Raw genomic sequence first — 25,013 nt, 5'->3', positions numbered from 1 at the left:
GCCGTTGAAATTATGGGGGCAATCGACATCTTTTTGATTGCCCGGCTAATAAATATAACGCAGTTCCGCAGCTTGGCAACGTCATTTTGCGACACATTCCGGAACTGGGCGGCAATTCCGCCGAAGCCCGCGCCGATCAAGCCCAGACGGTCTGGCGCATCGCCTCGCCGACGATCATCGCCGCAGAGGCTGCGACATTGATGGAACGCTGGCCCTCGACCATCGGGATCAGGATGCGGGCATCGGCCCGTTCATGTACCTGGTCCGGCACGCCGGCGCTTTCGCGGCCGAAAAGCAGGATGTCGTCCGAATGGAAGGCAAAATCGGTATAGCGCTCCGCAGCCTTGGTCGAGGCGAGGATCAGGCGGCGGCCGGTCGCGGCGCGCCACGCCTCGAAATGATCCCAGCTGACATGGCGGGTCAGCGCGGCGGCGGCAATATAATCCATGCCGGCCCGTCTCAGATTGCGGTCGGAGACGTCGAAGCCGGCGGGTTCGATCAGGTCCACGGCGAAACCGAGGCAGGCCGCAAGGCGCAGGATCGTGCCGGTATTGCCGGGGATATCCGGCTGGTAGAGTGCCAATCTGAGGTTCGTCATCCATGCGCCGTTTGTTTTGTTCCGACGCGAGAGGCCTAATGCAACTGTGATTTCGGCGCAACAGGGCGCGGTTTGGCCCAGAAACATTCAATTTACGTCATCACAGGACTGGAAGTTTCGCGTTTTTCGCGTTATGGATGCACGGCTTCAATCGCCAGCAGGGAGGGCCACATGAATATTTTGCTCATTATGCGCTTTCCCGCCGTGATGCCGATCAAGGCGACATGGCGCCGCTAGAGCGGGCTTCTTTCTAAAAATCCCCCTTTTGATCCATTGCGCGGCTGTTTAGCCTCGCCCTTAGAACGTCCGGTTCCCATATGTGCTTGCGTAGCGCCGGGATGGCGCGAAGCCGGGAGCCGGAACGCTGACGTTTCGGAGCAATTTCATGTTTGGCTGGTTCGAACAGAGACTCAATCCCTTTCCGAGCGAGGAGCCTATCGCCCCTCCGAAGGGTCTCTTTGCCTTTTGCTGGCACTACAGCAAACCGGCAGCGCCCTGGCTCGGCCTGATGGCCGTGCTGACGGCACTGATTGCCGTCGGCGAAGTGGCGCTTTTCCAGTTCCTTGGCGACATCGTCGACTGGCTGACCAATGCCGACCGGGCCACCTTCCTGCAGGCGCAAGGCCATAAGCTTTTCTGGATGGCGGCGCTGGTGCTTGTCGGCTTGCCGCTGGCGGCCGGTCTCGATTCGCTCATCATGCACCAGATGATGCTCGGCAATTATCCGATGATCGCGCGCTGGCAGATGCACCGCTTCCTGCTGCGCCACAGCATGACGTTCTTCGCCAACGAGTTTGCCGGGCGTGTCGCCACCAAGGTGATGCAGACCTCGCTTGCCGTGCGCGAAACGGTGATGAAGATCCTCGACGTCTTCGTCTATGTCGTCACGTACTTCCTGACGATGATCATCGTGATCGCGGCGGCTGACTGGCGGCTGATGATCCCGATCCTCGTCTGGCTCGCCGTCTATATCGGCATCGTCTCCTATTTCGTGCCGCGGCTTCGCAAGATCGCCGCTGCGCAGGCGGATGCGCGCTCGATGATGACGGGGCGCGTGGTCGACAGCTATACGAACATCGCGACCGTCAAGCTGTTTTCGCATGCGGGGCGCGAGGAGGTCTACGCCAAGCAGGGCATGGACGAGTTCCTGCAGACCGTGCACAGGCAGATGCGCAAGGTGACGCTCTTCCACGTCAGCGTCTACCTGAACAACTGCGTCGCGCTCTTCGTCGTATCGGGCTTGTCGATCTGGTTCTGGCTGAACGGGGCGATCTCGGTTGGTGCGATTGCCATCGCCATCGGTCTTGCCATGCGTGTCAACGGCATGTCGCAATGGATCATGTGGGAAGTCTCGGCGCTGTTCGAGAATATCGGCACGGTCTATGACGGCATGGAGATGATGAGCAAACAGCACGACATCGTCGACAAGCCGGGCGCACCTTCCCTGACGGCCAAGAAGGGCGCGATCCACTATGATCGCATCCGCTTCCACTACGGCAAGAGCAAGGGCGTCATCGACAATCTGTCGCTCGACATCAAGGCGGGCGAGAAGGTGGGACTGGTCGGCCGCTCGGGTGCCGGCAAGACGACGCTGATGAACCTGCTGCTGCGCTTCTACGACCTGGAAGCCGGCCGCATCACCATCGACGGGCAGGATATATCCGGCGTCTCGCAGGAGAGCCTGCGTTCGCTGATCGGCGTGGTGACGCAGGATACCTCCCTGTTGCACCGCTCGATCCGCGACAACATCGCCTACGGCCGGCCGGAGGCGACCGACGCCGAGGTGATCGAGGCGGCCAAGCGCGCCAATGCCTGGGAGTTTATCGAAGGGCTCGTCGACATGCAGGGCCGTGCAGGGCTCGACGCCCAGGTCGGCGAACGCGGCGTCAAACTGTCAGGCGGCCAGCGGCAGCGCATCGCGATTGCCCGCGTCTTCCTGAAGGACGCGCCGATCCTGGTGCTCGACGAGGCGACCTCGGCGCTCGATTCGGAAGTCGAGGCGGCGATCCAGGAGAACCTCTTCGCCTTGATGGAGGGCAAGACGGTGATCGCGATCGCCCACCGGCTTTCGACGCTGACGGAGATGGACCGGCTGATCGTGCTCGACAAGGGACGGATCATCGAGGCCGGTTCGCACAGCGAACTGATCGAGAGCGGCGGCATTTATGCCGACCTCTGGAACCGCCAGTCCGGCGGCTTCCTTTCCGATCACGCCGAGGAGGCGGAAGAGGCGGCGGAATAAGGATAGGCCCTCCTAGTGGAAGCGGGGAGGGCCTATCGAATTCTTAGGGTGGTTCTGAGATTACTGGACGGTTGCTGAAGACCCGAACCGCGTCTGCCCCTTTTCATTCAAAGGCTGTCGGCCCAGTCGATCACCCGGTGATGTTCGACGAGAACGATGGTGTTGGCGGCGGCGATCGTGCGCAGCGCTGTAATGCGGTGGCGCTCCTCGCGGTCGAGCCAGGTGGTGATGGCTTCGGTGACGATCTCATCGCGCGGCTGCGCCAGGTCGATCGCCATGGCATCGAGCCTTTCTGCAAGCGGAATCGGAATATGCGCATCAAGCACTTTCGTTTCCATCGACCTTCTCTCCGGTGAAGCGCGATCGTATCGTCAGATTGTGACGGGTTCGGGAGCAATCAATGGCGATGCCGCCGATGTTACCGATAATTACGAAAATATAAGGTTGCGTCCGCTTTTCATTCCCTTTGCCGCTCCCCTCAATCCGCCTATATCGTTTTCCATGTTCCTGAGCCCCATCCTTCGCCTGTTCGAAACCTGGATCGATCCCTTCCGTCCGCGCGCCAATCTCCAGCCGCCGCGCGGAACGCTCGGATTCATCCGGTTCTATATCGGCCAGGCGAAGATGCCTTTCATCGCCATGCTCATTCTCGGCGGCGCATCAGCGGCCATCGAGGCCGCGCTCTTCTGGTTCGTCGGCCGGCTGGTCGACATTCTCGCCAGCATCACGCCCGGCGCCGGCTGGAGCGGCCTCCTCGCAGCCCATGGCAGTGAGCTGTTCGGCATGCTCGCCTTGATCGGGATCGTGCGTTTCGTCATTGCCTTCCTGATCGCGCTGGTCGATCAGCAGGTGATCACGCCCGGCTTCTATAATCTAGCACGTTGGCAATCCTATCTCCATGTCTCAAGACAGTCATTGTCGTTCTTTCAGAGCGATTTCTCCGGGCGCATCGTCACCAAGGTCTGGTCGGCGGGGCAGGCAACCGGCGATCTCGTCACTTCGCTGATGGAAAGCGTGTGGTTCGTCGGCATTTATGCGGTAACGACATTGGTGCTCGTCGCCCGGCTGGACCTTTCCCTTGCCGCCGTCGTTCTCTTCTGGCTCGGCGCCTTCAGCCTGCTTGCCCGCCATTTCGTTCCCAGGATCCGCCGTCATTCCCGCGAAACGGCGGAAGCCGGATCGATGCTGAACGGGCGGATGGTCGATTCCTACAGCAACATGCAGACGCTGAAGCTCTTTGCGCGCGACGAAGAGAGCGACCGCTACATGCGGCAGGGCTTCGACATCTATCAGGACACGGTGCTGCGTTTCACACGCTTCATCACCGGTGTCAGGGCCTCCATGGCGCTGCTCTCCGGCCTGATGATCGTGACGATGGCGGGCTTGAGCGTCGATCTCTGGCTGCGCGGCCTGGTCAGCTCCGGTGCGGTAGCCTTCTCGCTGGCACTGGTGCTCCGGCTGAATTTCCTGCTCGGGCGACTGATGACGCAGTTCAACGGCATCATGCGCAATCTCGGCACCATCCAGAACTCCGCCGAGCTGATCTCCCAGCCGCTAGGCCTCGTCGATCGGCCCGATGCCAGGAGCCTGGTGATCCGGCAGCCCGGCATCCGCTTCGATAATGTTTCCTTCCATTACGGCAAGGATCACCAGCCCGTCGTCGAGAATTTCTCCCTGACCATACGCCCGGGCGAGAAGGTCGGCATCGTCGGCCGTTCGGGCGCGGGGAAATCGACGCTGATGAACCTGCTGCTGCGCCTCTACGATATCCAGGGGGGCCGCATCCTCGTCGACGGCCAGGATATATCAGCCGTGACGCAAGAATCGCTCAGGACGCAGATCGGCGTCGTCAGCCAGGACACCTCGCTGCTGCATCGCTCGGTGCGCGACAATATCCTGTTCGGGCGGCCGGATGCCGGCGAGGAGCGGCTGGTGGAGGCGGCCCGGCGCGCCGAGGCCATCGATTTCATTTCCCGCCTGCAGGACCAGCAGGGCCGCAAAGGCTTCGATGCGCATGTCGGCGAACGCGGCGTCAAACTGTCGGGAGGGCAGCGGCAGCGCATCGCTATTGCCCGCGTCATGCTGAAGGATGCGCCGATCCTCGTGCTCGACGAGGCGACCTCGGCGCTCGATTCGGAAGTGGAAGAAGCGATCCAGTCCAATCTCCATCGGATCATGGAGGGCAAGACGGTGCTGGCGATCGCCCACCGGCTGTCGACGATCGCTGCGCTCGACCGGCTGATCGTCGTCGATCTGGGCCGCATCATCGAGGAGGGAAGCCATGAGGAGCTGCTTTCCCGCGGCGGGCTCTATGCCGAACTCTGGGCGCGCCAGTCCGGCGGCTTCCTCGCGGCGGACGAGGACCAGAGCTCAAGGGTCGACGACGAAATCCGCCAAGAGGCCAAAATGGTTTGATCCGAAGCTGTTCTCGATGCGGCGGACCGATTTCAGCCGGAGAGGTGCTTTGCTGAAGACGTGATCGATCGGAATGCCGAAGGGACCGGCGCGGATCGGCCATGTCGCGGGCTCCAGCGATGCCGTGCCCAGGCCCTGGCGGCGCATAAGGTACTGCACGTCGGGCGCCAGAATCGACGTGTTGAAATCACCGGCAAGAACGAGCGGTCCGGGCAGGGAAGGGATGATCTCGTCGAGATCTTCGATCTCAAGGCCGTGGAATTCATCATAATAGGGTTTGGTCAGGTGCGCGGCGAGGAAATTGACCTTCCGGCCATCGAAATCGATCGTCGAGACCGTCAGCCGGTTGCGCCAGAGTAGGCCGAGATTGCGGATGCGGGGTTCGATCAGCGGGCGCTTCGACAGGACGAGCGTATCGCATTGCTCCATGCCGACGCCGCAGCCGATATAATAGGGATAGGTCTTCAAGAGCCGCGGCAGTTCCGACAGCAGCGGTTCGGCTTCCAGGATGTTGACGACGTCAGCGCCCGAGGCGAGGACCATGTCGGCGATGGCAGGGCCGTTTGCGAAATTGTCGTTCTCGATATTGAAGGACAGCAGCCGGAAGAGAGCGGGACGGTTCTCGTCGACCGCGGGCTCGACGAATTCGCGGGTCATCACGACGCCGTGGGCGGCAAGGACCAGCGAGACGCCGAGCGTCAGAAAGCCATACCAGTGCCGCTTGACGACAAGAGCCGCGATGGACGCGGCCGCCGCGGCTACCGCCAGGTGGAGCTGGAAGCTGTAAAAGAAGGAAAGCAGATAGAAATCTTTGACATAGCGCAGCGAGACGACGGCGAGGACGAGGGTCGTGAGGACGCTGAATACGCAATAAATCGTGTCTCTCATCCGCTCCGGTCCGGCTTGCTGGCGTGATTGCGACAGCGCCTATCACGGTGGCCTTTTTGTTGCAATGCAACATAATGGCAAGCGGGTGTTTGCCTTAAAAATTTCATCGGAAATTTCCCGCGACATTGTGCCCTCATCCCCTTGTCAAGGCTGGACATAATTTGCGATCAAGCATAGAACGCGCCGGATTGCCGGGGAATCTATGGCCGAATTGTGTCCAGAGAGATTCGCCGGTAAAGGGGGCGGGGCGGAATTCCGCGACAATTTGCGCAGAGGATGGATAGGCCGTGAGCGAACACGTAACGACAAGCGAGGCTTCAGCAGAGCCCACTCGCCGTGATTTCCTTTATCTCACCACTGGTATGGCGGGTGCTGTCGGCGCCGTTTCGCTTGCATGGCCGTTCATCGACCAGATGCGTCCGGATGCGTCCACCTTGGCGCTCGCTTCCATCGAAGTCGATGTCGCGAGCCTTACGCCCGGCATGTCCCTGACGGTCAAGTGGCGTGGCAAGCCGATCTTCATCCGCAACCGCACGCCGGAAGAAGTCAAAGCCGCAGCCGACGTTGCGCTGTCGGACCTCAAGGATCCGATCGCCCGCAATGCAAACCTTCCGCCCGACGCCCCGGCAACCGGCACTGACCGTTCGGGCGGCAAGGACAAGGAAAACTGGATCGTCATGGTCGGCACCTGCACCCATCTCGGCTGCGTTCCGCTCGGCCAGGCCGGCGAGTACAATGGTTGGTTCTGTCCCTGCCATGGCTCGGTCTACGACACGGCCGGCCGCATCCGGAAGGGTCCTGCGCCGCAGAACCTGGCGATTCCGACCTTTTCATTTGTGTCCGATACAAAAATCAAGATCGGTTGAGGGGAGACTGATTCATGAGTGGCCATTCCAGCTACGAGCCATCAACCGGCTTGGAAAAATGGGTCGATGCGCGCCTTCCGCTGCCGCGCATGGTCTATGACAGCTTCATTGCGTACCCGGTTCCGAGGAACCTGAACTACGCCTACACCTTCGGCGCCATGCTTGCCGTCATGCTGATCGTGCAGATCCTGACGGGCGTCGTGCTCGCCATGCATTACGCCGCTGACACGTCGATTGCGTTCAACTCCGTTGAAAAGATCATGCGCGACGTCAACCACGGCTGGCTGCTGCGCTACCTGCATGCCAACGGCGCATCCTTCTTCTTTGTCGCCGTCTACCTGCACATCGCCCGTGGTCTCTACTACGGTTCCTACAAGGCGCCGCGCGAAATCCTCTGGATCCTCGGCGTGGTCATCTACCTCCTGATGATGGCGACCGGCTTCATGGGCTACGTTCTGCCCTGGGGTCAGATGTCCTTCTGGGGTGCGACCGTCATTACCGGCTTCTTCTCGGCCTTCCCGCTGGTCGGCCAATGGATCCAGCAGTTCCTGCTTGGCGGCTTTGCCGTCGATCAGCCGACGCTGAACCGCTTCTTCTCGCTGCACTACCTGCTTCCCTTCATGATCGCCGGCGTCGTCGTCCTGCATATCTGGGCGCTGCACGTCACCGGCCAGACGAACCCGACAGGCGTCGAGGTCAAGACGAAGACTGATACGGTGCGCTTCACGCCCTATGCGACGATGAAGGATGCGCTCGGCGTTTCCGTCTTCCTGCTGGTCTACGCCTATTTCGTCTTCTATCTGCCGAACTTCCTCGGCCATGCCGACAACTACATCCCGGCCGACCCGTTGAAGACGCCGGCTCATATCGTTCCGGAATGGTACTTCCTGCCGTTCTACGCGATGCTGCGTTCGATCACCTTCAATATCGGTCCGATCGACTCCAAGCTCGGCGGCGTGCTCGTGATGTTCGGCGCGATCATCGTGCTGTTCTTCCTGCCCTGGCTCGATACTTCGAAGGTGCGTTCGGCGGTCTATCGCCCCTGGTACAAGCTGTTCTTCTGGTTGTTCGTGCTCAACGCGATCATCCTCGGCTGGCTGGGTTCGCAGCCTGCGGAAGGCGTGTTCACCACGATCTCGCAGATCTGCACGCTCCTCTACTTCGCCTTCTTCCTGGTCGCGATGCCGGTTCTCGGTCTGGTGGAAACACCGCGCCGCATTCCGAATTCGATCACCGAAGCGGTCCTCGAAAAGCGCAACAAGGTTGCTGCGGCCACGGCCTGAGCGAGCGACGGGAAGGAATAGAAATATGAAAAAGCTTGTTGCAAGCATTCTCTCGCTCGCTGTTGCTGCCGCTCTCGGCAGCGCAGCCCTGGCCGAGGAGGCGACGCCCGCCAGCGGTGCGGCTCCGGCCCATCACGAGGAAGGTGCTACGCCGCACTATCCGCTGAAGGAGCCGAGGGAGCAGGAATGGACTTTTGCCGGTCCGTTCGGCCATTACGACAAGGGCCAGCTCCAGCGCGGCCTCAAGGTCTACACCGAAGTCTGTTCCGCCTGCCATTCGATGAACCTCGTGCCTTTCCGCACGCTCGACGAGCTCGGTTATTCCGAGGCGCAGGTGAAGGCTTTCGCCGCGAATTACGAAGTTCAGGACGGCCCGAACGCCAGCGGTGAGATGTTTACCCGCAAGGCGGTCCCTTCCGATCACTTCCCGTCGCCGTTCCCGAATGCGGAGGCGGCCGCCGCTTCCAACAACGGCGCGGCTCCGCCTGACTTTTCGCTGATCGCCAAGGCCCGTGAAGTCGAGCGCGGCTTCCCGCGGTTCGTCTTTGACATCTTCACGCAGTATCAGGAAAACGGCCCTGACTACATCTACTCGCTGCTGACGGGTTATGAAGAGCCGCCGGCCGGTTTCCAGGTGCCGCAGGGCGCACATTACAATCCGTATTTCCATGCGGCTGCTGCCTTTGCCATGCCGAAGCCGCTCTCCGACGGCCAGGTGACCTATGATGACGGCGCGCCGCAGACCGTCGATCAGTATGCCAAGGACGTCTCTTCCTTCCTGATGTGGGCCGCCGAGCCGCATCTCGAGGAGCGCAAGCGCACCGGCTTCATGGTCATGATCTTCCTGGCGATCTTCACAGTACTGATCTACCTGACGAAACGCTCGGTCTACGCCAACAAGGACCATTGAGCGTTCCTTGCCGGAATTCGAAAGGCGGCTTGCGGGCCGCCTTTTTTGTTGGTTCCGCCCTTGGCAATTGATAGGGTGCAGCCAGTTTCATGCCCTAAAGCGTGTCGCGATCTTTCAGATTGGCTTGCCACGCTTTAGGTTTTGGTTTTGCGACATGTCGTGAGCGCAAAACCGCTGCACACATTTGCGCGACATGCTTTAGCAGAATATGGACTTTCCATGGACAATACGACGTCGGAGCTCGCAGCCAGCATTCGCTCCATTCCCGACTACCCCAAGCCCGGGATCATTTTCCGTGACATCACGACGTTGCTCGGCAACCCTCGCGCATTCCGCCGGGCGGTCGACGAACTCGTGCAGCCCTATGCCGGTACGAAGATCGACAAGATCGCCGGCATGGAGGCGCGGGGCTTCATCCTCGGCGGCGCGGTGGCGCACCAGCTTTCCTCGGGCTTCGTGCCGATCCGCAAGAAGGGCAAGCTGCCGCACGACACCGTGCGCATCGCCTACAGCCTGGAATACGGCGTCGACGAGATGGAGATGCACCGTGACGCGGTCCAGCCGGGCGAGAAGGTGATCCTGGTCGATGACCTGATCGCTACCGGCGGCACGGCCGTTGGCGCGACGAAGCTGCTGCGCCAGATGGGCGCCGAAGTGGTCGGCGCCTGCTTCGTCATCGATCTGCCGGATCTCGGCGGCCGCAGGAAGCTGGAAGAACTCGGCGTCGTCGTGCACACGCTGGTCGAATTCTCGGGGCACTGAACCCGTATCTATGGGCGGCGTCAATCGAATTCGAGGACGCCGCTTTCGAAGCGCATGACGGGATCACCGTTCTGATTGACGCCTTCGCAGAGAATGGTGTTGAGATGCCAACCCGGCCGCGATGCGAGCGGCCGGCTGGAGAGGAAGGCGACGGAATAGCTGACCACGTCGCCCGCGAAGACCGGCCGCTGCCATTGCAGTTTCTGAAAGCCGGGCGAGGGGCCGAGATTCGGCGCCGTCAGGCCCTGTTCCGCGAGTGCGACGCGCTGCCTTTCCCAAAAGGCGAGGAAGGTCTGCATCCACGCGGCCGTGGTGTGCCAGCCCGAGGCCCAAAGGCCGCCGAAGAGGGTGTCTTTCGCGGCTTCCTTGTCGACATGAAAACGCTGCGGGTCGTAGCGTCTCGCGAAGCGGATGATATTTTCCTCGGTAAAGGCATAGCTGCCGATCTCGCCCTTCTCGCCGACGGCGTAAAGTTCCGACATCCTCATGCTGACAGCTCCGAGCCGGGACGCATCCGGATCATCACCGAATTCTCCGAGACGCAGACAAGTTCGCCGCGCTGGTTTTCCAGCTCGTGGCGGAACTTGACGATGCCCATGCCGGGGCGCGAGCGCATCGGCCGGGCTTCGAGCACGAGAGACTGACCCTGCAGCATGTCGCCCGCAAGCACCGGCTTTCGCCATTCCATCAGATCGATGCCCGGCGCGCCCTCGCAGAGCGCGTTCACGATGTAACTGTCGGCCATCATGCGCATGAGCATCGCGGAGGTATGCCAGCCCGAGGCGGCAAGTCCGCCAAGGATGCTGGCGCGGCCGGCGGCTTCGTCGATATGCATCGGCTGCGGATCAAATTCGCTGGCGAACTCGATGATTTCCTCGGCGAGAACCAGCTTCGGACCGAGGGGAAAGCGGCGGCTGGGTTCGAAATCCTCCAGGGACAGCTTTTCTGCCGACATTCGCTCCTCCGCCATATCAAGCGCACAATGTTTACAATAGCATCCGCGCGGGCTCAATGATTCCGGGGAGATAAACCGGCATGACGGAACTGAGGTCGATACTCGACGAGGCGGCGCGCGAAGGGCTGATTTCGCCGGAGGCGGGCGGGCGGCTTCTGCCGTTCCTCATCGCGCGCGGCGTAGCCGTCGCCGGGGGACCGCCGGCAATGGCGGCCGAAGGGCAAGCCTGGTCGGATACGGAGACGCCACGTTTCGTGCGCGGGTTCCACGACGTGCTGATCACCATCGGCGTCGTCGTCGCGCTTGCCGGCCTCTGGGGCCTTGCGCCGCTTTACGCCGTGCCGCCGGCTATCCTCGTGCTTTCGGAAATCCTGGTGCGCCGCCAGCGGCTCGCCTTGCCGGCCGTCAGCCTGACGGTCGCGCTGCTGTGCTGGACATTCGTGCTGATGTCCCGCGTCTTCACGCCGTGGACTTCCGAAATCGGGGCTGACCTGACGCAGTTCGTTGCCGGCTTCCCGATCCTTCTCGGCGTCTACTATGCCCGCTATCGCGTGCCCTTGTCGCTGGCGCTCGCTATCATGTCGACGCTTGCCTTGGTACTCACCGTGCTTTTGCGCCTGGTGCAATGGCTAAGCGGCAATCCCGCATTTTTCGTCGATCATCTTGCTCTGCTGGCATTGATCGCGCTCATCTGCGCGCTCGGTCTCTTCGCGATGGCGCTCTATTTCGATCTCGGCGACCGGCTGCGCCGGACGACGCGCTCGGATATCGCTTTCTGGCTGCATCTCGGGGCGGCGCCCGCGCTGCTCTACAGTACCGTTTCCCTGCTGTCTTTCGGAGAAGGCGGCCGTATCTTCGACTTGGCGAACATGTCCGCCCGCACGCCCGTGGTCGTCGCGACCGTGGCGGCGCTGATGCTGATCGGCCTCATCATCGACCGCCGCGCCTTCGTCACCTCGGGGCTGCTGTCGCTCGGCGCTGCGATCTTCAGCGTCGTCCGGCACGGAAGCGCGACTGCCGACACTTACATCTTCACGACGCTGATCGTCGTCGGGGCCATCGTGCTCGTCATCGGAACAGGGTGGATGCCGCTTCGGCGGCTGGTGCTCAGGGCACTGCCGCCGGCAATCGCAAACAGGCTGCCGCCCGGTTGAGGCGGCAGCCTGTTCTAAATGAATTAGCCAAAGCATGATGTGCCCGAAAACCTCTCACAGTTTTCGGCGTCGTGCTTTTAGGTGTTGAAGCGGAAGTGAATGACGTCGCCGTCCTGGACGACATATTCCTTGCCTTCGTCGCGCGCCTTGCCGGCATCTTTCGCGCCGACTTCACCGTTGTATTTGATGTAATCGTCATAGGCGATGGTGTTGGCACGGATGAAGCCGCGCTCGAAATCCGAATGGATGACGCCGGCTGCCTGCGGCGCTTTGGTGCCGCGCTCGATCGTCCAGGCACGCGTTTCCTTCGGGCCGACGGTGAAATAGGTGATGAGGTGGAGCAGCTTGTAGCCGGCGCGGATCAGCCGGTCGAGGCCTGCCTCGTCAAGGTCGAGGGCGGAGAGGAATTCCTTGGCTTCCTCTTCGGCAAGCTGGGCGACCTCAGCTTCGATCGCCGCCGAAATGATGACGGTTTCGGCGCCCTGTTCCCTCGCCATGACAGCGACGGCCTCGGTGAATTCATTGCCGGTCGATGCATCGCCTTCAGCGACGTTGCAGACGTAGAGCACCGGATGCGAGGTCAGCAGGTTGAGGCCCTTGAGGATGGCGATCTCCTCGGCGTCGAGCGTCGACAGCAGCGTGCGCACCGGCTTGCCTTCGTTCAGGAGCTTCAGCGAGGCTTCCATGATCGGCAGCATCGCCATCGAATCCTTGTCCTTGCCGGTGGCGCGCTTGCGCGTCTGCTCGGTGCGCCGCTCCAGACTTTCGAGGTCGGCAAGCATCAGCTCTGTCTCGATCGTCTCGGCGTCGGCCACAGGATTGATGCGGCCCTCGACATGGGTGATGTCGCTGTCTTCGAAGCAGCGCAGCACATGCACGATGGCGTCGACTTCGCGGATATTGGCGAGAAACTGATTGCCGAGGCCTTCACCCTTCGAGGCGCCGCGCACGAGGCCGGCGATATCGACGAAGGAGATGCGCGTCGGGATCAATTCCTTGGACTTGGCGATATCGGCAAGTTTGCGCATGCGCGGATCCGGCACGGCGACTTCGCCGGTGTTCGGCTCGATCGTGCAGAAGGGATAGTTCGCCGCCTGTGCCGCCGCCGTCTTGGTGAGCGCGTTGAAGAGGGTCGATTTGCCGACGTTCGGCAGACCGACAATGCCGCATTTGAAGCCCATGGCTTGATCCATATCTATTGGTAACTTTGCCCTGCCTATGCGGTAATGACCGTCCTGGGTCAAGGGTGAGCAACATGAATTGAAAATCCAGCAACGCTTGGCTTGAAAGTAAGGCGATATAACCTTACCTTTAGAGCAAAGGATATCTGGAACATGTCAACTCTCACGGTGACGGCAAAGGGGCAGGTTACCCTGAAAAAGGAGGTGCTTCAGCACCTCGGGGTCAGGCCCGGCGACAAGATCGATGTCGATCTCCTGCCTGGCGGCAAAATCGAGGTCGTCGCCGTGGAAAGGCGGCCGGTCGCAGGTTCGATGGAAAGCTTCTTCGGAAGTCTGGACAACAAAGAAAATATCCATGCGACTCTTGAGGAGATCGACGAGGCCATAAAGGCGGGTTGGGCAGGCGAGATCGGCATCGGCGATGATCGTTGACACGAATGTGCTCGTGCGCGCGGCCGTGGACGACGATCCTATCCAAACTGAGCGCGCAAGGGCATTCATGCGCGAGGCCGAACGGCTATTCGTTTCCAATCTAACGTTTTGCGAATTCGTCTGGGTCGTAGGCCGGATCTATCGCAAGAGCGCTTCCGAGATATCAGCGGCCATCCGACTGCTGATATCAGACAGGAAGGTTGTCTACGACAGAGTTGCCGTCGAAGCCGGACTATCTTTTCTCGATGCCGGCGGGGACTTCGCCGATGGCATCATCGTCTTCGAAGGTCGCAGGCTCGGCGGCGAAATATTCGCGACCTTCGACAGGAAGGCTGTCGCGATCCTCGAAAAAGCTGGGCGAGATTGCCTTCTATTGTCCGCAGAGTGAGATTAACGTCATTGAACTGCCGTGCTGACGGTGCAATATGTTCCTGCGGATTTTTCTTCCGCCTTTTCATGTCATCAACGGGTGGATTTTCCGATGAGTGACAATGACGTTGTCCTGAAACCGAAGACCAAGGTGAAGCCGACGCTGGATAAGCCGAAGCTCTACAAGGTCATCCTCGTCAACGACGATTATACGCCGCGTGAATTCGTCATCGTGATCCTGAAGGTCGTCTTCCGCATGAGCGAGGAGACCGGCTATCGGGTGATGATGACGGCGCACAAGCTCGGTTGCTGCGTGGTTGTGGTCTGCGCCAGGGATATTGCCGAGACCAAGGCCAAGGAGGGCATCGACCTTGCCAAGGAGATGGGCTTCCCGCTGATGTTCACCACCGAGCCCGAGGAGTAGGCGCTTTCCGGGGGCGCCTCTAAGATGGGTTCAGAGCCGGCGGATCTGGTAGCCGGTCTTGTCTTGGGCAAAACCGCAATTCTCATAGAAGCGTAGCGTCGCCGGGTTCTTGGAGCCGGTGAGCAGCATCACCTTGTAGCAGCCAACTTTCCAGGCCTGCTCCACCGCATGGCCGATAACGGCGCGGGCATAACCGCGCTTGCGATGATCGGCATGAGTGACGACGTTTTCCATGAGCGCATAGGAGGCGCCGCTCCGCGTCAGGTTCGGCACGACGATCAGCGTGACGGTGGCGGCGGCAAGATCGCCTGCAAAGCCGATGAATACCGTCATTCCGGGCTGGGCCAGGATGGCGGAGAAACGTTCCTCGGCCACAGTCCCGTCGAGAATGGGGTCGGTCGGATTCAGATGGTGGTAGAGGACGGTCAGCCCCAAGAGATCGCCGGCAGCGGCGGGACGGATGGTGAAATCCTGGTCCGGCACCGGCTCAGTCTCCCTTGCCGCCGAACATCTTCTTCAACATGTCGGCCATCGGCCCGGTGGCCGGAAGCTTCGGCTGGTTGCTGTTGCGGGCCTGGCGGATATGCGACTGGCCGGCCGGCTTCTTATCGCTGCCTTTATCTTCCTTCCGCGGCTTTTCCTCTTCGGCCTTGCCGCCGAGCGCCAGCGCGATCTTGTTCATCAGCTGCGAATCCTCGTTTCGCACCAGCATGTCGGCATTGTCGGCAAGCGCGTCGAGAAGCGGCTCCAGCCAGACCTTGTCAGCCTTGGCGAAATCGCCGAGCACATGGTTCTGCACCATTTCCTTGACGCCGGGATGGCCGATGCCGAGGCGCAGCCGCCGGTATTCCTTGCCGCAATGGGCGTCCAGAGACTTGATGCCGTTATGGCCGCCATGGCCGCCGCCGGTCTTCAGCCGCGCCTTGCCCGGGAGCAGGTCGAGCTCGTCGTAGATCGCGACAAGGTCGCCGGGCTGGAGTTTGTAGAAGCGCATGGCCTCGCCGACGGACTCGCCGGAGAGGTTCATGAAGGTCTGCGGCTTGATCAGCAGCACCTTCTCGCCGGCAATCTCTCCTTCGGCAATCTCGGCCCGGAACTTCTTCGACCAGGGCGAGAAGCTGTGGCGCCGATGGATGGCATCGACGGCCATGAAGCCGATATTGTGGCGGTTGCCGGCGTATTTGCCGCCGGGATTGCCGAGACCCGCGATGATCAGCATGGCCTGTCTTTCCTCGCTTGAGCATGTCGCGCAAAAGTGTGCAGCGGTTTTGCGATCACGACATGCCAGAAATCAGAGACCTAAAGCGCGGCAAGCGAATCTGAAAGATCGTGACGCACGTTGGAGCTTTCCAGAGTTCACCACCCGGAAACGAAAGCAAAGTCAAGCGGAAAGGGCAGAGGTCTGCCGGCCAAGGTCACCCAGACAGGGTCAGTCGGCGAGATTCATGCCGTATTTCAGGTAGATCTGTTTCTGGTCGCCATCGGCAATCAGCTTGTCGAGGGCGGCCTGCATCTTGGCGCGCAGATCGTCCGGAAAGCTCTTCTCACAGGCGATGCCCATCGGCTGGGCGGACAGCACGGTCACCATCTCCACCGGCTGGTCGGCCTTCAGCTTGTCGAAATAGAGTTCGGAGATCGGCATCATGTCGATGCGCCCGTTCAGCAGCTTGCGCAGCGTGGCGTTGAAGTCGCTGGCGACATCGAGTTTGGTGAAGCCCTTATCCTTCAGGATCGTTTCGGTATAATCCTCGCGCTGGGTACCGATCGTATATTTCTTCGCCTCGTCCAGATTGGCGGCGGTGACCCCCGAGCCCTTGCGGGTGATCAGGATGTTGCGGTCGATGAGCAGCGGCTCGATCCATTTGAACAGTGGGTCGCGCGCGCTGTTGTGGGCGGTCGCAAAGACGCAGGTCATCGGTGCCGTGCGGGCAAGGCCATAGGCGCGCGCCCAGGGCATGACCTCGAGCGTATAATCGACACCGATCGCGGCCATCACCTTTTCGACCTGCTCGACGGTCGCGCCCTTGATTTCCTTGCCTTCCCGATAGTTGAAGGGGGCATAATCCTCGGTGGTGAAGGCCACCGTCTGCGCATGGGCGGCGCATGGCAGAGCCAGGCAGGCGAGAAGCAGGAGTCTTTTCATCATATCATCTCCTTGGGTCTTCGTTCACGAGGCGCGTGCGACGTTGGATTGCGGAGCCACCAATTCCTCGATGAGCTTGGCCGCATGCTGCGGACGATGGAAGAGGTAGCCCTGGCCGTAGTCAAGCCCCATCTGGTGGAGCGTGCGGCATTCCTCTTCGGTCTCGATGCCCTCGGCGATAACGGTGCAATTCATCTTGTGGGAAAGCGTGGTGATGCCTTCAATCAGCATGCGGCTCTTCTGGCGCACATCGTCGTCGCCGTCGTTGATCGCGCGGGTGAAGGACTGGTCGATCTTGATGATATCGACGGGGAAACGGTTGAGGTAGCTCAGCGAGGAATAGCCGGTGCCGAAGTCGTCGAGAGCAATCCGGCAGCCGAAACGGCGAAGCTCGGTGACGATCATGCGGATCTGCGGGTTGTCGTGCATCAGCACGGCTTCGGTGATCTCGACGACGATCCGCTCAGGGCGGATGCCGTGACGACCGACGATGGCGGCAATGCGGGCCGGCAGGGTCGCTTCGAACTGCAGCGGTGAGAAGTTGATGGCGAGATAGGTATCCTGCATGCCCGATATGCGGGAAATCTTCGCGAGGTGGCCGACCGCCTTTTCCATGATGACATTGCCGACGCGAACGATCTTTGCCGTCTCCTCGGCGACGCTGATGATTTCGGCCGGCGGCATCAGGCCTTTTTGCGGATGGTTAAGGCGCATCAGCGCCTCGAAGCCGGCAATGCTGCGGCCGTTCAGGTTGACGATAGGCTGCAGGAAGGCCTCGAACCAATTGTCGACGAGACCGGCTTCGATATTGGCCTCGATCTCTGCGCGGCTGCGGGCGCGGTCGAGCATGACGTTGTCGAAGAGCTGCGCGCCGTTCTTGCCGTCGCGTTTCTTGGCATACATCGCCATGTCGGATTTCTGCAGCAGTTCGGCCGCGGTCGCGGCATGTCTGGGATAGACGGCGATGCCGACGGAAGCGCTGAGATGCATGTCGGGACCGAAGGGCGTTTCGAAGATCGAGGCGATCTGCTCGCACATCATCGCGGCGCGCTTTTCGGCGTCCTTGGCCGGCAGCAGGATGGCGAATTCGTCGCCGCCGAGGCGGGCCGCTTCGTCGGAGGGGGCAAGATGCCTCTTCAGGCGCTCGACGAGTTCGATCAGCGCCATGTCGCCGGCGGCGTGGCCCATATTGTCGTTGATCCACTTGAAGCGGTCGAGATCGACGAAGAGGCAGGCAAGTTCCTGGCCGGCCGCGTCGGCGGCGGCGATCTTGGTGTCGAGGACGGCTTCGAAGCCCTGGCGATTGAGAAGCCCGGTCAGGTGATCGGTAATCGCCTGGCGGTGGTTGCGGTCCTCGGAGGCCTTGAGCTCGGTCACATCGGTCATGACCGACAGCGAGAGGCGGTCCTGGGCATCGGCTCCCGCTTCCGATTCCATGATGAGCACGTCCATGATGCGGCCGTCCATGCAGACGAACTTGACGGTGACGGCCATGCCGTTCTCCGCCTCGCGGCGTCTGACGAACCTGTCGCGGGTGCTTGATGTGACGAGGTGGGCGAAGTTGCGGCCGATGACGGCGGCGCGATGATAACCCGTGGCGAACAGCCAGTAGTCGCTGACGGCGGTGATGCGGTCTTCCTCGTCGAGCGAGAAGAGCATGGCGGGGGTCAGGTTGTAGATATCGGTGGCGCGGCGATGGGCGACCTTCAGCTCCTTCTCCTCGCTTTCGAGCTTGGTCTGCATCTCGTTGAAACTGCGGGCAAGCCGGCCCATCTCATCGTTCGATTGCCAGTCGACATGATGGCGGGAGCCCAGCTGGCGGGTCGCCTCGATCGCCGCCGTCAACCGCATCAGCGGCTGGATGACGAAGATGCGGTTGCCGATCAGCGCCGTGCCGAAAACCGTCAGCACCGCGAAGATGAAGATCGAGATGAAGACGACCTCTTCCTGCTTCAGGCCCGAAAACAAGCCAAGTGCCGGGTAATAGACGCTGATGCTGCCGAGGTTTTTCGGACCGTCGATGGTGTTGTAGATGATGGCGCGCGACACCTGCACGAGCTTGCCGTCGAAGGAGCGCGGAATGGTGGACTGGCTGACGTCGAGCTGGCCCGACTGGTCGCGTACCTCGACCTTGACGATTGCACCCTGGGAAACGACCGTGGCGCTGATCTGGGTGACGCTGTCCTCGTCGAGGTCCCAGAGAGGTTTGGCGAGCGCCTGGGCATTGGCGACAAGAAGAACGGAAATATGGTCGCGTATTTCCTTGTCGGCCCGTTCGGAGGAGAGAAAGAGGAAGAGAACAAACAGAGGAGCTACAAAGACGAGCAGCGCTCCACATACTATCGCAAAAAATCTGTTCTCAACGGAATTGTTCATGGTTCCGTCTACTCCCCCGGCCGGCCTTATCTGCTGTCATGCGTTGGGCGGGCTTCTTCGCAGCTGACGGAGCATGCTTCCATAAATTTGTTAAATGTTGCTGAAACCGCAACCCTTCCGGGCAGCAAAAAAAGCCCGCTTTCCAGGGGAAAGCGGGCCATATGCTTTACAAATTGGTCGAAGCGATCAGGCTTCGGCTCCGCCTTCCGCAGCGGCTTCGTCAATGCCGCCAGCCGGGGCAATGATGGTCGCGATCGTGAAGTCGCGGTCGATGACCGGAGTGACGCCCTTCGGCAGGGTGACTTCCGAAATATGGATGCTGTCGCCGATCTTCTTGCCGTTGAGGTCAACGTTGAAGAATTCCGGAATCGCATCGGCCGGGCAATGAACTTCGACTTCGTGACGAACGATGTTCAGCACACCGCCGACCTTAATGCCCGGGGACTTCTCTTCGTTGATGAAGTGAACCGGGATTTCGACGGTCACCTGGGTGTTGCCAGAGACGCGCAGAAAATCGACATGCAGCGTGAAGTCACGGACCGGATCGAGCTGGTAGTCCTTCGGCAGAACCTTGTGCTTCTTGCCGTCGACTTCGATCGTCGCCACGGTGGTCATGAAACCACCGGCATGAATGCGCTTCGTCACCTCATTGGTGTTGAGAGCGATAGAAATTGGGGCCTGCTTGTCACCATAGATGACAGCGGGAATCAAACCGTTGCGGCGAAGTTCACGGGCGGACCCCTTACCAACCCGTTCGCGCGCCTCGGCCTTGAGCTCGTAAGTTTCGTGGCTCATGGCTATTCCTTTCGAGGTTATTTGGAGAGTTCGGCGGCGGCCGGAAAGCCTTGTGCCATCGAACCGGAGGCGGGTTTCCCCATCCTCATCCGCGTTGCCTCCAAGGGTGTCTACGCGGACCGGTGGCCTATATTATAAGTCGCTCGAAAACGCAAGTTGCGGATTGCGGCGCGCATTTGCCGCGAAAACAGCCGCCGCATGAGCGGCAAGATTGTTATTTCCCCAAAGCGCAAATTGACACGGAAGCGCCCCCCATCTTTGGATGGCCGCTGTCAACCGGCTGGGGAATATGCGTCTCAAACTTATCACGGCAACGTGCGCGCTGGCACTTGGTCTTTTCACCACGGCTGAAGCGGTCGAGATCAGCCAGGACGGCGCCAATGCGGGCAGGGACAATCTGACGAAGGTGCTTTCGAAGGAACTGGCGAAGAGCGGCCTGATCACAGTCAGCCCTCGGTCATGGTCAACGACCAGGTGATGAAGGGGCGGATCAGCGGTAATCCTTGCTCGCCCGCGCGGCAAAATCGCCATTGCCTGTCGCCACTTGGCTTGACATCGCCGCGCTTCACATCTTTGGATGGCCGCACAAAAGCGGCTGAGGAGAAATCGGACTATGCGTCTTAAACTTGTCACGGCAACGAGCTTGCTGGCACTTTGCCTTGTCACCACGGCGCAGAGCGTCGAGATCAACCAGGACGGCGCCAATGCGGTCAAGGACACTCTGACGAAGCTGCTTCCGGAGGATCTGGCGAAGAGCGGCCTGATCACCGTCAATCCGGCCGGTGCGCGCTACGAGATCATTTACGATCTGGCGAAGCTGCTTGGCAAAGCCGATCCCGCATCATTCGCGATCAGCGGTCTAACGCCGCTCTCGATGTTCGCCACACCGCTCGACAGCGGACTCTGGAATATCGAGGGAGACGACAAGTTCAATGTCTCCGGCCATTTCAAAGGCCCCGACCAGAAGCCGACGGATTTCGCCTATTCCATCGCTTCGCTTGTTTACACTGGGGTCTTCGACCCGGCGATCAGCTATCTGCGCTCCGGCACGTTCAATGCCAAGGACATCAAGGTCAGCAGCAAATCCGACACCGAGGAAGTCCATGCCAGCATCGCCGGCATAGACCAGAAGCTGAGCTCGACCGACAGCGCAGGCGGCAATGGGCGCATCGATTTTGCCGGCACCGGCTCGATGACGAACTTCTTCGAACAGGTTTCCAGCCAGCAGACGCCGCCGGTCGAAATCCGCGCCGACTCGATCGATGTCGCGGCCGAGGTGAAAGGCCTGCCGGCCAAGCAGATCCGCGACATGATCTTCTTCGTTCTCGACCACGTCGACGAGAAGGAATTGAGCCCTGAAAACAGCGACAAGATAAAGGGAATACTCAAGCAAGCCTTCCCGATTCTTGCCTCGTTCAGCGAGACGATCGGGGTCAACAACCTGACCGTCAGCACCGAAGTGGGCAAGGGCGGCGCCAAGGCATTTGGCTATAACGTCGTCATGGACGGGCCGACCGATGCCATGCGTTTCGGCTTCGGCATGAATGCGCAGGACATCAGCGTTGATACGCCGCTGATGCCGGCAAGCTATTCGACCTTCATGCCGACCAGCTTCGATCTGCAGGTTGCTGTTCCCAATTTGGATTTCGCAGGCTTCGGCGACGCCTTCATGGCAATGGATTTCAACGACAAAACGTCGGAAAAGAGCGGCGAGGAGATGGCGAAGAAGCTCTTCCGCGACGGTCGGCTCGCCGTCGAGTTTCCGAAGATCAGCGCCAAGTCTGATGTCTACGACATCGACATGACGGGCAAGATCGAGGGAAGGGTCGATGCCGAGAAGGACTATTCGATGGAAGCGACGATCCTTGCCCGCGATCTCGACAAGACGATCGCCGCGGTTCAGGAGCTTGCCAAGACGGATCCCGATCTTAACCAGGTCTCCTTCGGCATCATGATGGTGAAGGGCTTCGCCAAGACCGATGCGGACGGTCGCTCGCGCTGGGACATCAGCATCAGCCGCGACGGTTCGATCTCCGTCAACGGACAGGTGGTCAAGGAAGCGGACCAGCCGTAATTCTCCCGAGGATCGAGCCTATGCGCCGCCGAGGTATCACCCTTTGCGGCGCAGGAGCGTCGACGCCATGTCGAGAAAGGCGCGCAGCTTGGGCTGCGCCTGCGAGCGGGCGGGGAAATAGGCAAACAGGCCGGGTGAGGTTGGGAGAAAGGCCTGAAGCACGCATTCGAGCCGCCCTGCCGCCACTGCCTCGCCGACTGAAATATCCGGCAGATAGGCAAGGCCGAGCCCTGCTTCGGCAAGTTCGAGCAGCAGCAGGAAATCGTTGACCATCAGGCCGCCGGGCGCATCGACCGAGAAGTCGCGCCCGGCACGCTCGAATTCCCAGCGGTAGATGACGCCCGATGCCGGATAGCGGTAGCGGATCGCCTGATGCCGGGTGAGATCCTCCGGCGTCGCAGGTCGGCCATGCCGCGCGAAATAGCCGGGCGAGCCGACGACCGTCCAGGTGATGTCCGATGTCAGCCGCATGGCGATCATGTCCTTTTCGATCGCCTCGCCGATGCGGATGCCGGCATCGAAGCCGTGTTCGGTAATGTCGATCGCCGCATCGTCGACCGAAACCTCGACCGATATATCGGGATAGGCCTGGCGAAATCGCGGCAGCAACGGCGTGACGATCACAGGTACGGCCATGCGCGGTACGGTGAGTCTGAGATGCCCGAGCGGACGGTCACGGAAGCCCCCCAGCATGTCGAAGGCATCGGCGATGTCGGCTGCAGCGGGGCGAACCCGCTGGAAAAGCGCTGCACCCGCTTCGGTGAGCGCGACGCGCCGCGTGGTGCGGACGAAGAGGGGCACGCCGAGCCTTTTCTCGAGGGCGCGGATCGCCTGGCTGACAGCGGTCGGCGTGACGCCGAGCGACGCGGCGGCAGCCGTAAAGCTGCTGACGTCGGCGACGGCCAGGAATTCGGTCAGTCCGGTGAAGGGATCGGGCGCCATGGGTCGATTATGAAGTTGAGCTTCATAAGGCTTATCGCCATAGTGGGTTTTTCGCAATAATGCTTTCAGGCATTGTCCCTCCATCCGATCACAACAATCCAACGGATGGAGAATGACATGCAATACACCACTCTTGGCAGAACCGGCCTTGCCGTTTCCAGGCTCGCCTTCGGTGCGATGACCTTCACATCGGGCGACCGCAGCATGGGCTCGATCTACAAGACCGAGGCCGATGTCGCCGATGCGCTCGTCGGGCAGGCGCTCGACGCCGGCGTCAACTTCTTCGATACGGCGGATGCCTATGCCTCAGGCCAGTCGGAAACGATCCTCGGGCAAGTGCTGAAGTCGCGGCGCAGCGAGGTGGTGATCGCTACGAAGGTCGGCTTCCGCACCGGCACGCCGCTCGGCCAGGCCGGCCTCTCTCGCCGCCATATCCTCTGGTCGGTCGAAGAAAGCCTGAAACGGCTCGGAACGGACTGGATCGATGTTTATATCGTTCACAAGGAAGACCCGTTCACGCCGCTGGAGGAGACGCTCTCGGCACTCGACGCCGTCGTGCGCTCCGGCAAGGTGCGTTATATCGGCTTTTCCAACTGGTCGGCCTGGAAGGTGGCGGCAGCGCTCGAAATCCAGAAGGCGAACGGACTGGCGCCCTTCACGCACGGGCAGATGCATTATTCGCTGCTCGGCCGCGACGTCGAGCGCGACGTTCTTCCGATGATGCAGCGCTATGGCCTCGGGCTCACGGTCTGGAGCCCGCTCGCCTCCGGTTTTCTCTCCGGCAAATACACGCGCGAAACGCTCGGCGATCCCGAGAACCGATATTCCGGATTCGATATCCTGCCCTTCGACAAGGAACGGGGTTTTGCGCTGGTCGAGCGCATGCGGGTGATCGCCGCCGCGCACGGGGCGAGCGTCGCCCAGGTGGCAATCGCCTGGCTGCTGGCGAAGAAGACGGTCTCCAGCGTGCTGCTCGGTGCTTCGAAACCGCACCAATTGGCCGACAATCTCGGCGCAGCCGAGTTGGTGCTCGATGAAGGCGAACTTGCAGCGCTCGATGCGGCAACCGAGCCTGCGCCGGTCTATCCGAACTGGTTCATCGACAATCTCGTCGATCAGCAGCAGAAGACGGCTTTCGGCCGCTGAGCGGGGAGCAAAGCAATCTCTCCGTCGTGGCAATTCACGGCGGAGCTGGCCCTTCAGTCGAAAAGGCTGGAGACGGATTCTTCCTGGGCCGTACGGCTGATGGCTTCGCCGATCAGCGGCGCTGTCGTCACGATGCGGATATTGTGCGCCGAGAGCACGGCCGTCGTCGGCTGGATCGAGTCGGTGATGACGAGTTCGCGCAGCTTCGAGGACGTAACGCGGGTGACTGCGCCGCCCGAGAGAACGCCATGGGTGATGTAGGCGGTGACGCTGGAGGCGCCCTTGGCGAGCATCGCGTCGGCAGCGTTGCAGAGCGTGCCGCCGGAATCGACGATATCGTCGATCAGCAGGCAGTCCTTGCCTGCAATGTCGCCGATGATGTTCATGACTTCGGATTCACCTGGCCGATCGCGACGCTTATCGACGATGGCCAGCAGACAGTCCAGCCGTTTGGCAAGCGCGCGGGCGCGCACCACGCCGCCGACGTCAGGCGAGACGACCACGACGTTGCTGAGGTCGTAGTGGCTCTTGATGTCGCGCGTCAGCACCGGCAGGGCGAAGAGGTTGTCTGTGGGTATATCGAAGAAGCCCTGGATCTGACCTGCGTGGAGATCGAGCGTCATGACGCGATCGGCGCCGGCTTCGGTAATGAGGTTTGCGACCAGTTTGGCGGAGATCGGCGTGCGGCCGGAGGCACGGCGGTCCTGACGGGCATAACCGAAATAGGGGAGGACGGCGGTGATGCGGCGGGCTGACGAACGACGCATTGCGTCGATCATGATCAGCAGTTCCATCAGGTGGTCGTTCGCGGGAAAGGCGGTCGGCTGTACGAGGAAAACGTCCTCACCGCGGACATTTTCCTGGATTTCCACGAAGATTTCCTGATCGGCAAACCTTCGGACACTGGCTCTCCCCAAGGGAACATTGAGATAGTTGCAGATCGCTTCGGCGAGTTGCCGGTTCGAATTGCCTGCGAAAACCTTCATTTTGGTCCGCCTGTTATGCGCTGATAGCCGCGCTTATTAGTCAGCTTCCCCGTGAATGCAAGGGCAAAGGCG

26 protein-coding genes are annotated in these 25,013 nt (G+C 60.9%); 13 read left to right on the top strand and 13 right to left on the bottom strand.

The genetic code is table 11. The features are described from left to right. Positions 1-136: 136 nt before the first annotated feature. The gene (locus EFB14_RS02310; protein WP_126822344.1) at positions 137-598 is read right to left on the bottom strand and encodes a tRNA (cytidine(34)-2'-O)-methyltransferase; all 462 of its coding nucleotides are present in this window, start codon (positions 596-598) and stop codon (positions 137-139) included. A 385-nt stretch (positions 599-983) separates the two neighbouring features. On the opposite strand from EFB14_RS02310, the gene EFB14_RS02305 reads away from it, so the two are divergent. Then, positions 984-2,840: an ABC transporter ATP-binding protein gene (locus EFB14_RS02305; RefSeq protein WP_126822342.1), complete on the top strand. Its 1,857-nt coding sequence runs from the start codon at positions 984-986 to the stop codon at positions 2,838-2,840. Positions 2,841-2,947: 107 nt separating this feature from the next. Here the strand turns inward: EFB14_RS02305 and EFB14_RS02300 are convergent, their stop codons facing one another. Further along, entirely contained in the window at positions 2,948-3,178 is a 231-nt protein-coding gene (locus EFB14_RS02300; RefSeq protein ID WP_126822340.1) for a CopG family ribbon-helix-helix protein, read from the bottom strand. Between the two features lie 163 nt (positions 3,179-3,341). Here EFB14_RS02300 and EFB14_RS02295 point away from each other — a divergent pair, with 163 nt between their 5' ends. Continuing rightward, entirely contained in the window at positions 3,342-5,255 is a 1,914-nt protein-coding gene (locus tag EFB14_RS02295) for an ABC transporter ATP-binding protein (protein ID WP_126822615.1), read from the top strand. On the opposite strand, the gene EFB14_RS02290 is transcribed toward EFB14_RS02295, so the two are convergent. Further along, a complete protein-coding gene (locus tag EFB14_RS02290) occupies positions 5,211-6,143 on the bottom strand; it encodes an endonuclease/exonuclease/phosphatase family protein (protein ID WP_126822338.1) in 933 nt (310 codons plus the stop codon). The genes EFB14_RS02295 and EFB14_RS02290 overlap by 45 nt on opposite strands. Before the next feature lie 287 nt (positions 6,144-6,430). Here EFB14_RS02290 and petA point away from each other — a divergent pair, with 287 nt between their 5' ends. From petA to EFB14_RS02270, 4 genes are all read left to right on the top strand, one after another. After that, positions 6,431-7,009, top strand: coding sequence for a ubiquinol-cytochrome c reductase iron-sulfur subunit (petA, locus tag EFB14_RS02285; RefSeq protein ID WP_126822336.1), 579 nt, complete (start codon positions 6,431-6,433; stop codon positions 7,007-7,009). Positions 7,010-7,023: 14 nt separating this feature from the next. Next, the gene (locus EFB14_RS02280; protein ID WP_126822334.1) at positions 7,024-8,292 is read left to right on the top strand and encodes a cytochrome b; all 1,269 of its coding nucleotides are present in this window, start codon (positions 7,024-7,026) and stop codon (positions 8,290-8,292) included. A 25-nt stretch (positions 8,293-8,317) separates the two neighbouring features. Then, the gene (locus tag EFB14_RS02275) at positions 8,318-9,202 is read left to right on the top strand and encodes a cytochrome c1 (protein WP_126822332.1); all 885 of its coding nucleotides are present in this window, start codon (positions 8,318-8,320) and stop codon (positions 9,200-9,202) included. Positions 9,203-9,421: 219 nt separating this feature from the next. Continuing rightward, positions 9,422-9,964 carry an adenine phosphoribosyltransferase gene (locus tag EFB14_RS02270; protein ID WP_126822330.1) on the top strand — a complete coding sequence of 181 codons (543 nt, stop codon included), beginning with the start codon at positions 9,422-9,424 and terminating at the stop codon, positions 9,962-9,964. Positions 9,965-9,984: 20 nt separating this feature from the next. On the opposite strand, the gene EFB14_RS02265 is transcribed toward EFB14_RS02270, so the two are convergent. Then, positions 9,985-10,452, bottom strand: a complete 468-nt coding sequence (locus tag EFB14_RS02265; protein WP_126822328.1) for a MaoC family dehydratase — start codon at positions 10,450-10,452, stop codon at positions 9,985-9,987. After that, positions 10,449-10,919, bottom strand: coding sequence for a MaoC family dehydratase (locus EFB14_RS02260; RefSeq protein ID WP_126822326.1), 471 nt, complete (start codon positions 10,917-10,919; stop codon positions 10,449-10,451). Before EFB14_RS02260 ends, EFB14_RS02265 begins: the two co-directional genes overlap by 4 nt. 80 nt (positions 10,920-10,999) lie before the next feature. Between EFB14_RS02260 and EFB14_RS02255 the strand changes: the two genes are divergently transcribed. Continuing rightward, positions 11,000-12,073 (top strand): hypothetical protein, encoded by a 1,074-nt coding sequence (locus EFB14_RS02255; protein WP_126822324.1) that lies wholly within the window; start codon positions 11,000-11,002, stop codon positions 12,071-12,073. A gap of 77 nt (positions 12,074-12,150) precedes the next feature. Here EFB14_RS02255 and ychF read toward each other — a convergent pair whose 3' ends face one another. Further along, positions 12,151-13,254, bottom strand: a complete 1,104-nt coding sequence (gene ychF / locus EFB14_RS02250) for a redox-regulated ATPase YchF (RefSeq protein ID WP_126822322.1) — start codon at positions 13,252-13,254, stop codon at positions 12,151-12,153. A 153-nt stretch (positions 13,255-13,407) separates the two neighbouring features. On the opposite strand from ychF, the gene EFB14_RS02245 reads away from it, so the two are divergent. From EFB14_RS02245 to clpS, 3 genes are all read left to right on the top strand, one after another. Then, a complete protein-coding gene (locus EFB14_RS02245; protein WP_126822320.1) occupies positions 13,408-13,686 on the top strand; it encodes an AbrB/MazE/SpoVT family DNA-binding domain-containing protein in 279 nt (92 codons plus the stop codon). Next, on the top strand, positions 13,676-14,074 hold the full coding sequence (locus EFB14_RS02240) for a type II toxin-antitoxin system VapC family toxin (RefSeq protein WP_126822318.1): 399 nt from the start codon (positions 13,676-13,678) through the stop codon (positions 14,072-14,074). Before EFB14_RS02245 ends, EFB14_RS02240 begins: the two co-directional genes overlap by 11 nt. Positions 14,075-14,167: 93 nt before the next feature. Beyond that, positions 14,168-14,479 carry an ATP-dependent Clp protease adapter ClpS gene (clpS, locus tag EFB14_RS02235; protein WP_126822316.1) on the top strand — a complete coding sequence of 104 codons (312 nt, stop codon included), beginning with the start codon at positions 14,168-14,170 and terminating at the stop codon, positions 14,477-14,479. 30 nt (positions 14,480-14,509) lie between these two features. Here the strand turns inward: clpS and EFB14_RS02230 are convergent, their stop codons facing one another. The 5 genes from EFB14_RS02230 to EFB14_RS02210 form a co-directional block, all read right to left on the bottom strand. Continuing rightward, entirely contained in the window at positions 14,510-14,962 is a 453-nt protein-coding gene (locus EFB14_RS02230) for a GNAT family N-acetyltransferase (protein WP_126822314.1), read from the bottom strand. Positions 14,963-14,966: 4 nt separating this feature from the next. Further along, the gene (gene pth / locus EFB14_RS02225; RefSeq protein ID WP_126822312.1) at positions 14,967-15,698 is read right to left on the bottom strand and encodes an aminoacyl-tRNA hydrolase; all 732 of its coding nucleotides are present in this window, start codon (positions 15,696-15,698) and stop codon (positions 14,967-14,969) included. 210 nt (positions 15,699-15,908) lie between these two features. After that, the gene (locus EFB14_RS02220; protein WP_125847531.1) at positions 15,909-16,622 is read right to left on the bottom strand and encodes a substrate-binding periplasmic protein; all 714 of its coding nucleotides are present in this window, start codon (positions 16,620-16,622) and stop codon (positions 15,909-15,911) included. A gap of 24 nt (positions 16,623-16,646) precedes the next feature. After that, positions 16,647-18,998, bottom strand: a complete 2,352-nt coding sequence (locus tag EFB14_RS02215) for an EAL domain-containing protein (RefSeq protein WP_126822310.1) — start codon at positions 18,996-18,998, stop codon at positions 16,647-16,649. A gap of 186 nt (positions 18,999-19,184) precedes the next feature. Continuing rightward, on the bottom strand, positions 19,185-19,793 hold the full coding sequence (locus tag EFB14_RS02210) for a 50S ribosomal protein L25/general stress protein Ctc (protein WP_125847302.1): 609 nt from the start codon (positions 19,791-19,793) through the stop codon (positions 19,185-19,187). A gap of 289 nt (positions 19,794-20,082) precedes the next feature. Here EFB14_RS02210 and EFB14_RS02205 point away from each other — a divergent pair, with 289 nt between their 5' ends. Both EFB14_RS02205 and EFB14_RS02200 read left to right on the top strand, forming a co-directional pair. Next, positions 20,083-20,271: a hypothetical protein gene (locus tag EFB14_RS02205; protein ID WP_126822308.1), complete on the top strand. Its 189-nt coding sequence runs from the start codon at positions 20,083-20,085 to the stop codon at positions 20,269-20,271. 135 nt (positions 20,272-20,406) lie between these two features. Then, a complete protein-coding gene (locus EFB14_RS02200; protein ID WP_126822306.1) occupies positions 20,407-21,867 on the top strand; it encodes a hypothetical protein in 1,461 nt (486 codons plus the stop codon). Positions 21,868-21,903: 36 nt separating this feature from the next. Here EFB14_RS02200 and EFB14_RS02195 read toward each other — a convergent pair whose 3' ends face one another. Continuing rightward, positions 21,904-22,809, bottom strand: coding sequence for a LysR family transcriptional regulator (locus EFB14_RS02195; RefSeq protein WP_126822304.1), 906 nt, complete (start codon positions 22,807-22,809; stop codon positions 21,904-21,906). Positions 22,810-22,926: 117 nt separating this feature from the next. Here EFB14_RS02195 and EFB14_RS02190 point away from each other — a divergent pair, with 117 nt between their 5' ends. Then, positions 22,927-23,955, top strand: a complete 1,029-nt coding sequence (locus EFB14_RS02190) for an aldo/keto reductase (protein ID WP_126822302.1) — start codon at positions 22,927-22,929, stop codon at positions 23,953-23,955. 53 nt (positions 23,956-24,008) lie between these two features. Here the strand turns inward: EFB14_RS02190 and EFB14_RS02185 are convergent, their stop codons facing one another. Further along, positions 24,009-24,941 carry a ribose-phosphate pyrophosphokinase gene (locus EFB14_RS02185; RefSeq protein ID WP_126822300.1) on the bottom strand — a complete coding sequence of 311 codons (933 nt, stop codon included), beginning with the start codon at positions 24,939-24,941 and terminating at the stop codon, positions 24,009-24,011. Positions 24,942-25,013 lie beyond the last annotated feature (72 nt).

Origin of the sequence: Rhizobium fabae, from assembly GCF_003985135.1 — a bacterium.
GTDB lineage: Bacteria > Pseudomonadota > Alphaproteobacteria > Rhizobiales > Rhizobiaceae > Rhizobium > Rhizobium pisi.
The sequence above is the reverse complement of the archived record's forward strand: the minus strand, read 5'-3'. Positions and strand labels throughout refer to the sequence as shown.

Coding starts and splice junctions, on each gene's coding strand:
- EFB14_RS02300 (WP_126822340.1), bottom strand. CDS start 3,178: ATGGAAACGAAAGTGCTTGATGCGCATATTCCGATTCCGCTTGCAGAA.
- EFB14_RS02245 (WP_126822320.1), top strand. CDS start 13,408: ATGTCAACTCTCACGGTGACGGCAAAGGGGCAGGTTACCCTGAAAAAG.
- EFB14_RS02295 (WP_126822615.1), top strand. CDS start 3,342: ATGTTCCTGAGCCCCATCCTTCGCCTGTTCGAAACCTGGATCGATCCC.
- EFB14_RS02215 (WP_126822310.1), bottom strand. CDS start 18,998: ATGAACAATTCCGTTGAGAACAGATTTTTTGCGATAGTATGTGGAGCG.
- EFB14_RS02280 (WP_126822334.1), top strand. CDS start 7,024: ATGAGTGGCCATTCCAGCTACGAGCCATCAACCGGCTTGGAAAAATGG.
- EFB14_RS02240 (WP_126822318.1), top strand. CDS start 13,676: ATGATCGTTGACACGAATGTGCTCGTGCGCGCGGCCGTGGACGACGAT.
- EFB14_RS02185 (WP_126822300.1), bottom strand. CDS start 24,941: ATGAAGGTTTTCGCAGGCAATTCGAACCGGCAACTCGCCGAAGCGATC.
- EFB14_RS02255 (WP_126822324.1), top strand. CDS start 11,000: ATGACGGAACTGAGGTCGATACTCGACGAGGCGGCGCGCGAAGGGCTG.
- EFB14_RS02205 (WP_126822308.1), top strand. CDS start 20,083: ATGCGTCTCAAACTTATCACGGCAACGTGCGCGCTGGCACTTGGTCTT.
- EFB14_RS02220 (WP_125847531.1), bottom strand. CDS start 16,622: ATGAAAAGACTCCTGCTTCTCGCCTGCCTGGCTCTGCCATGCGCCGCC.
- EFB14_RS02195 (WP_126822304.1), bottom strand. CDS start 22,809: ATGGCGCCCGATCCCTTCACCGGACTGACCGAATTCCTGGCCGTCGCC.
- ychF (WP_126822322.1), bottom strand. CDS start 13,254: ATGGGCTTCAAATGCGGCATTGTCGGTCTGCCGAACGTCGGCAAATCG.
- EFB14_RS02260 (WP_126822326.1), bottom strand. CDS start 10,919: ATGTCGGCAGAAAAGCTGTCCCTGGAGGATTTCGAACCCAGCCGCCGC.
- EFB14_RS02310 (WP_126822344.1), bottom strand. CDS start 598: ATGACGAACCTCAGATTGGCACTCTACCAGCCGGATATCCCCGGCAAT.
- EFB14_RS02190 (WP_126822302.1), top strand. CDS start 22,927: ATGCAATACACCACTCTTGGCAGAACCGGCCTTGCCGTTTCCAGGCTC.
- clpS (WP_126822316.1), top strand. CDS start 14,168: ATGAGTGACAATGACGTTGTCCTGAAACCGAAGACCAAGGTGAAGCCG.
- pth (WP_126822312.1), bottom strand. CDS start 15,698: ATGCTGATCATCGCGGGTCTCGGCAATCCCGGCGGCAAATACGCCGGC.
- EFB14_RS02210 (WP_125847302.1), bottom strand. CDS start 19,793: ATGAGCCACGAAACTTACGAGCTCAAGGCCGAGGCGCGCGAACGGGTT.
- EFB14_RS02270 (WP_126822330.1), top strand. CDS start 9,422: ATGGACAATACGACGTCGGAGCTCGCAGCCAGCATTCGCTCCATTCCC.
- EFB14_RS02200 (WP_126822306.1), top strand. CDS start 20,407: ATGCGTCTTAAACTTGTCACGGCAACGAGCTTGCTGGCACTTTGCCTT.
- EFB14_RS02275 (WP_126822332.1), top strand. CDS start 8,318: ATGAAAAAGCTTGTTGCAAGCATTCTCTCGCTCGCTGTTGCTGCCGCT.
- EFB14_RS02290 (WP_126822338.1), bottom strand. CDS start 6,143: ATGAGAGACACGATTTATTGCGTATTCAGCGTCCTCACGACCCTCGTC.
- EFB14_RS02265 (WP_126822328.1), bottom strand. CDS start 10,452: ATGAGGATGTCGGAACTTTACGCCGTCGGCGAGAAGGGCGAGATCGGC.
- EFB14_RS02305 (WP_126822342.1), top strand. CDS start 984: ATGTTTGGCTGGTTCGAACAGAGACTCAATCCCTTTCCGAGCGAGGAG.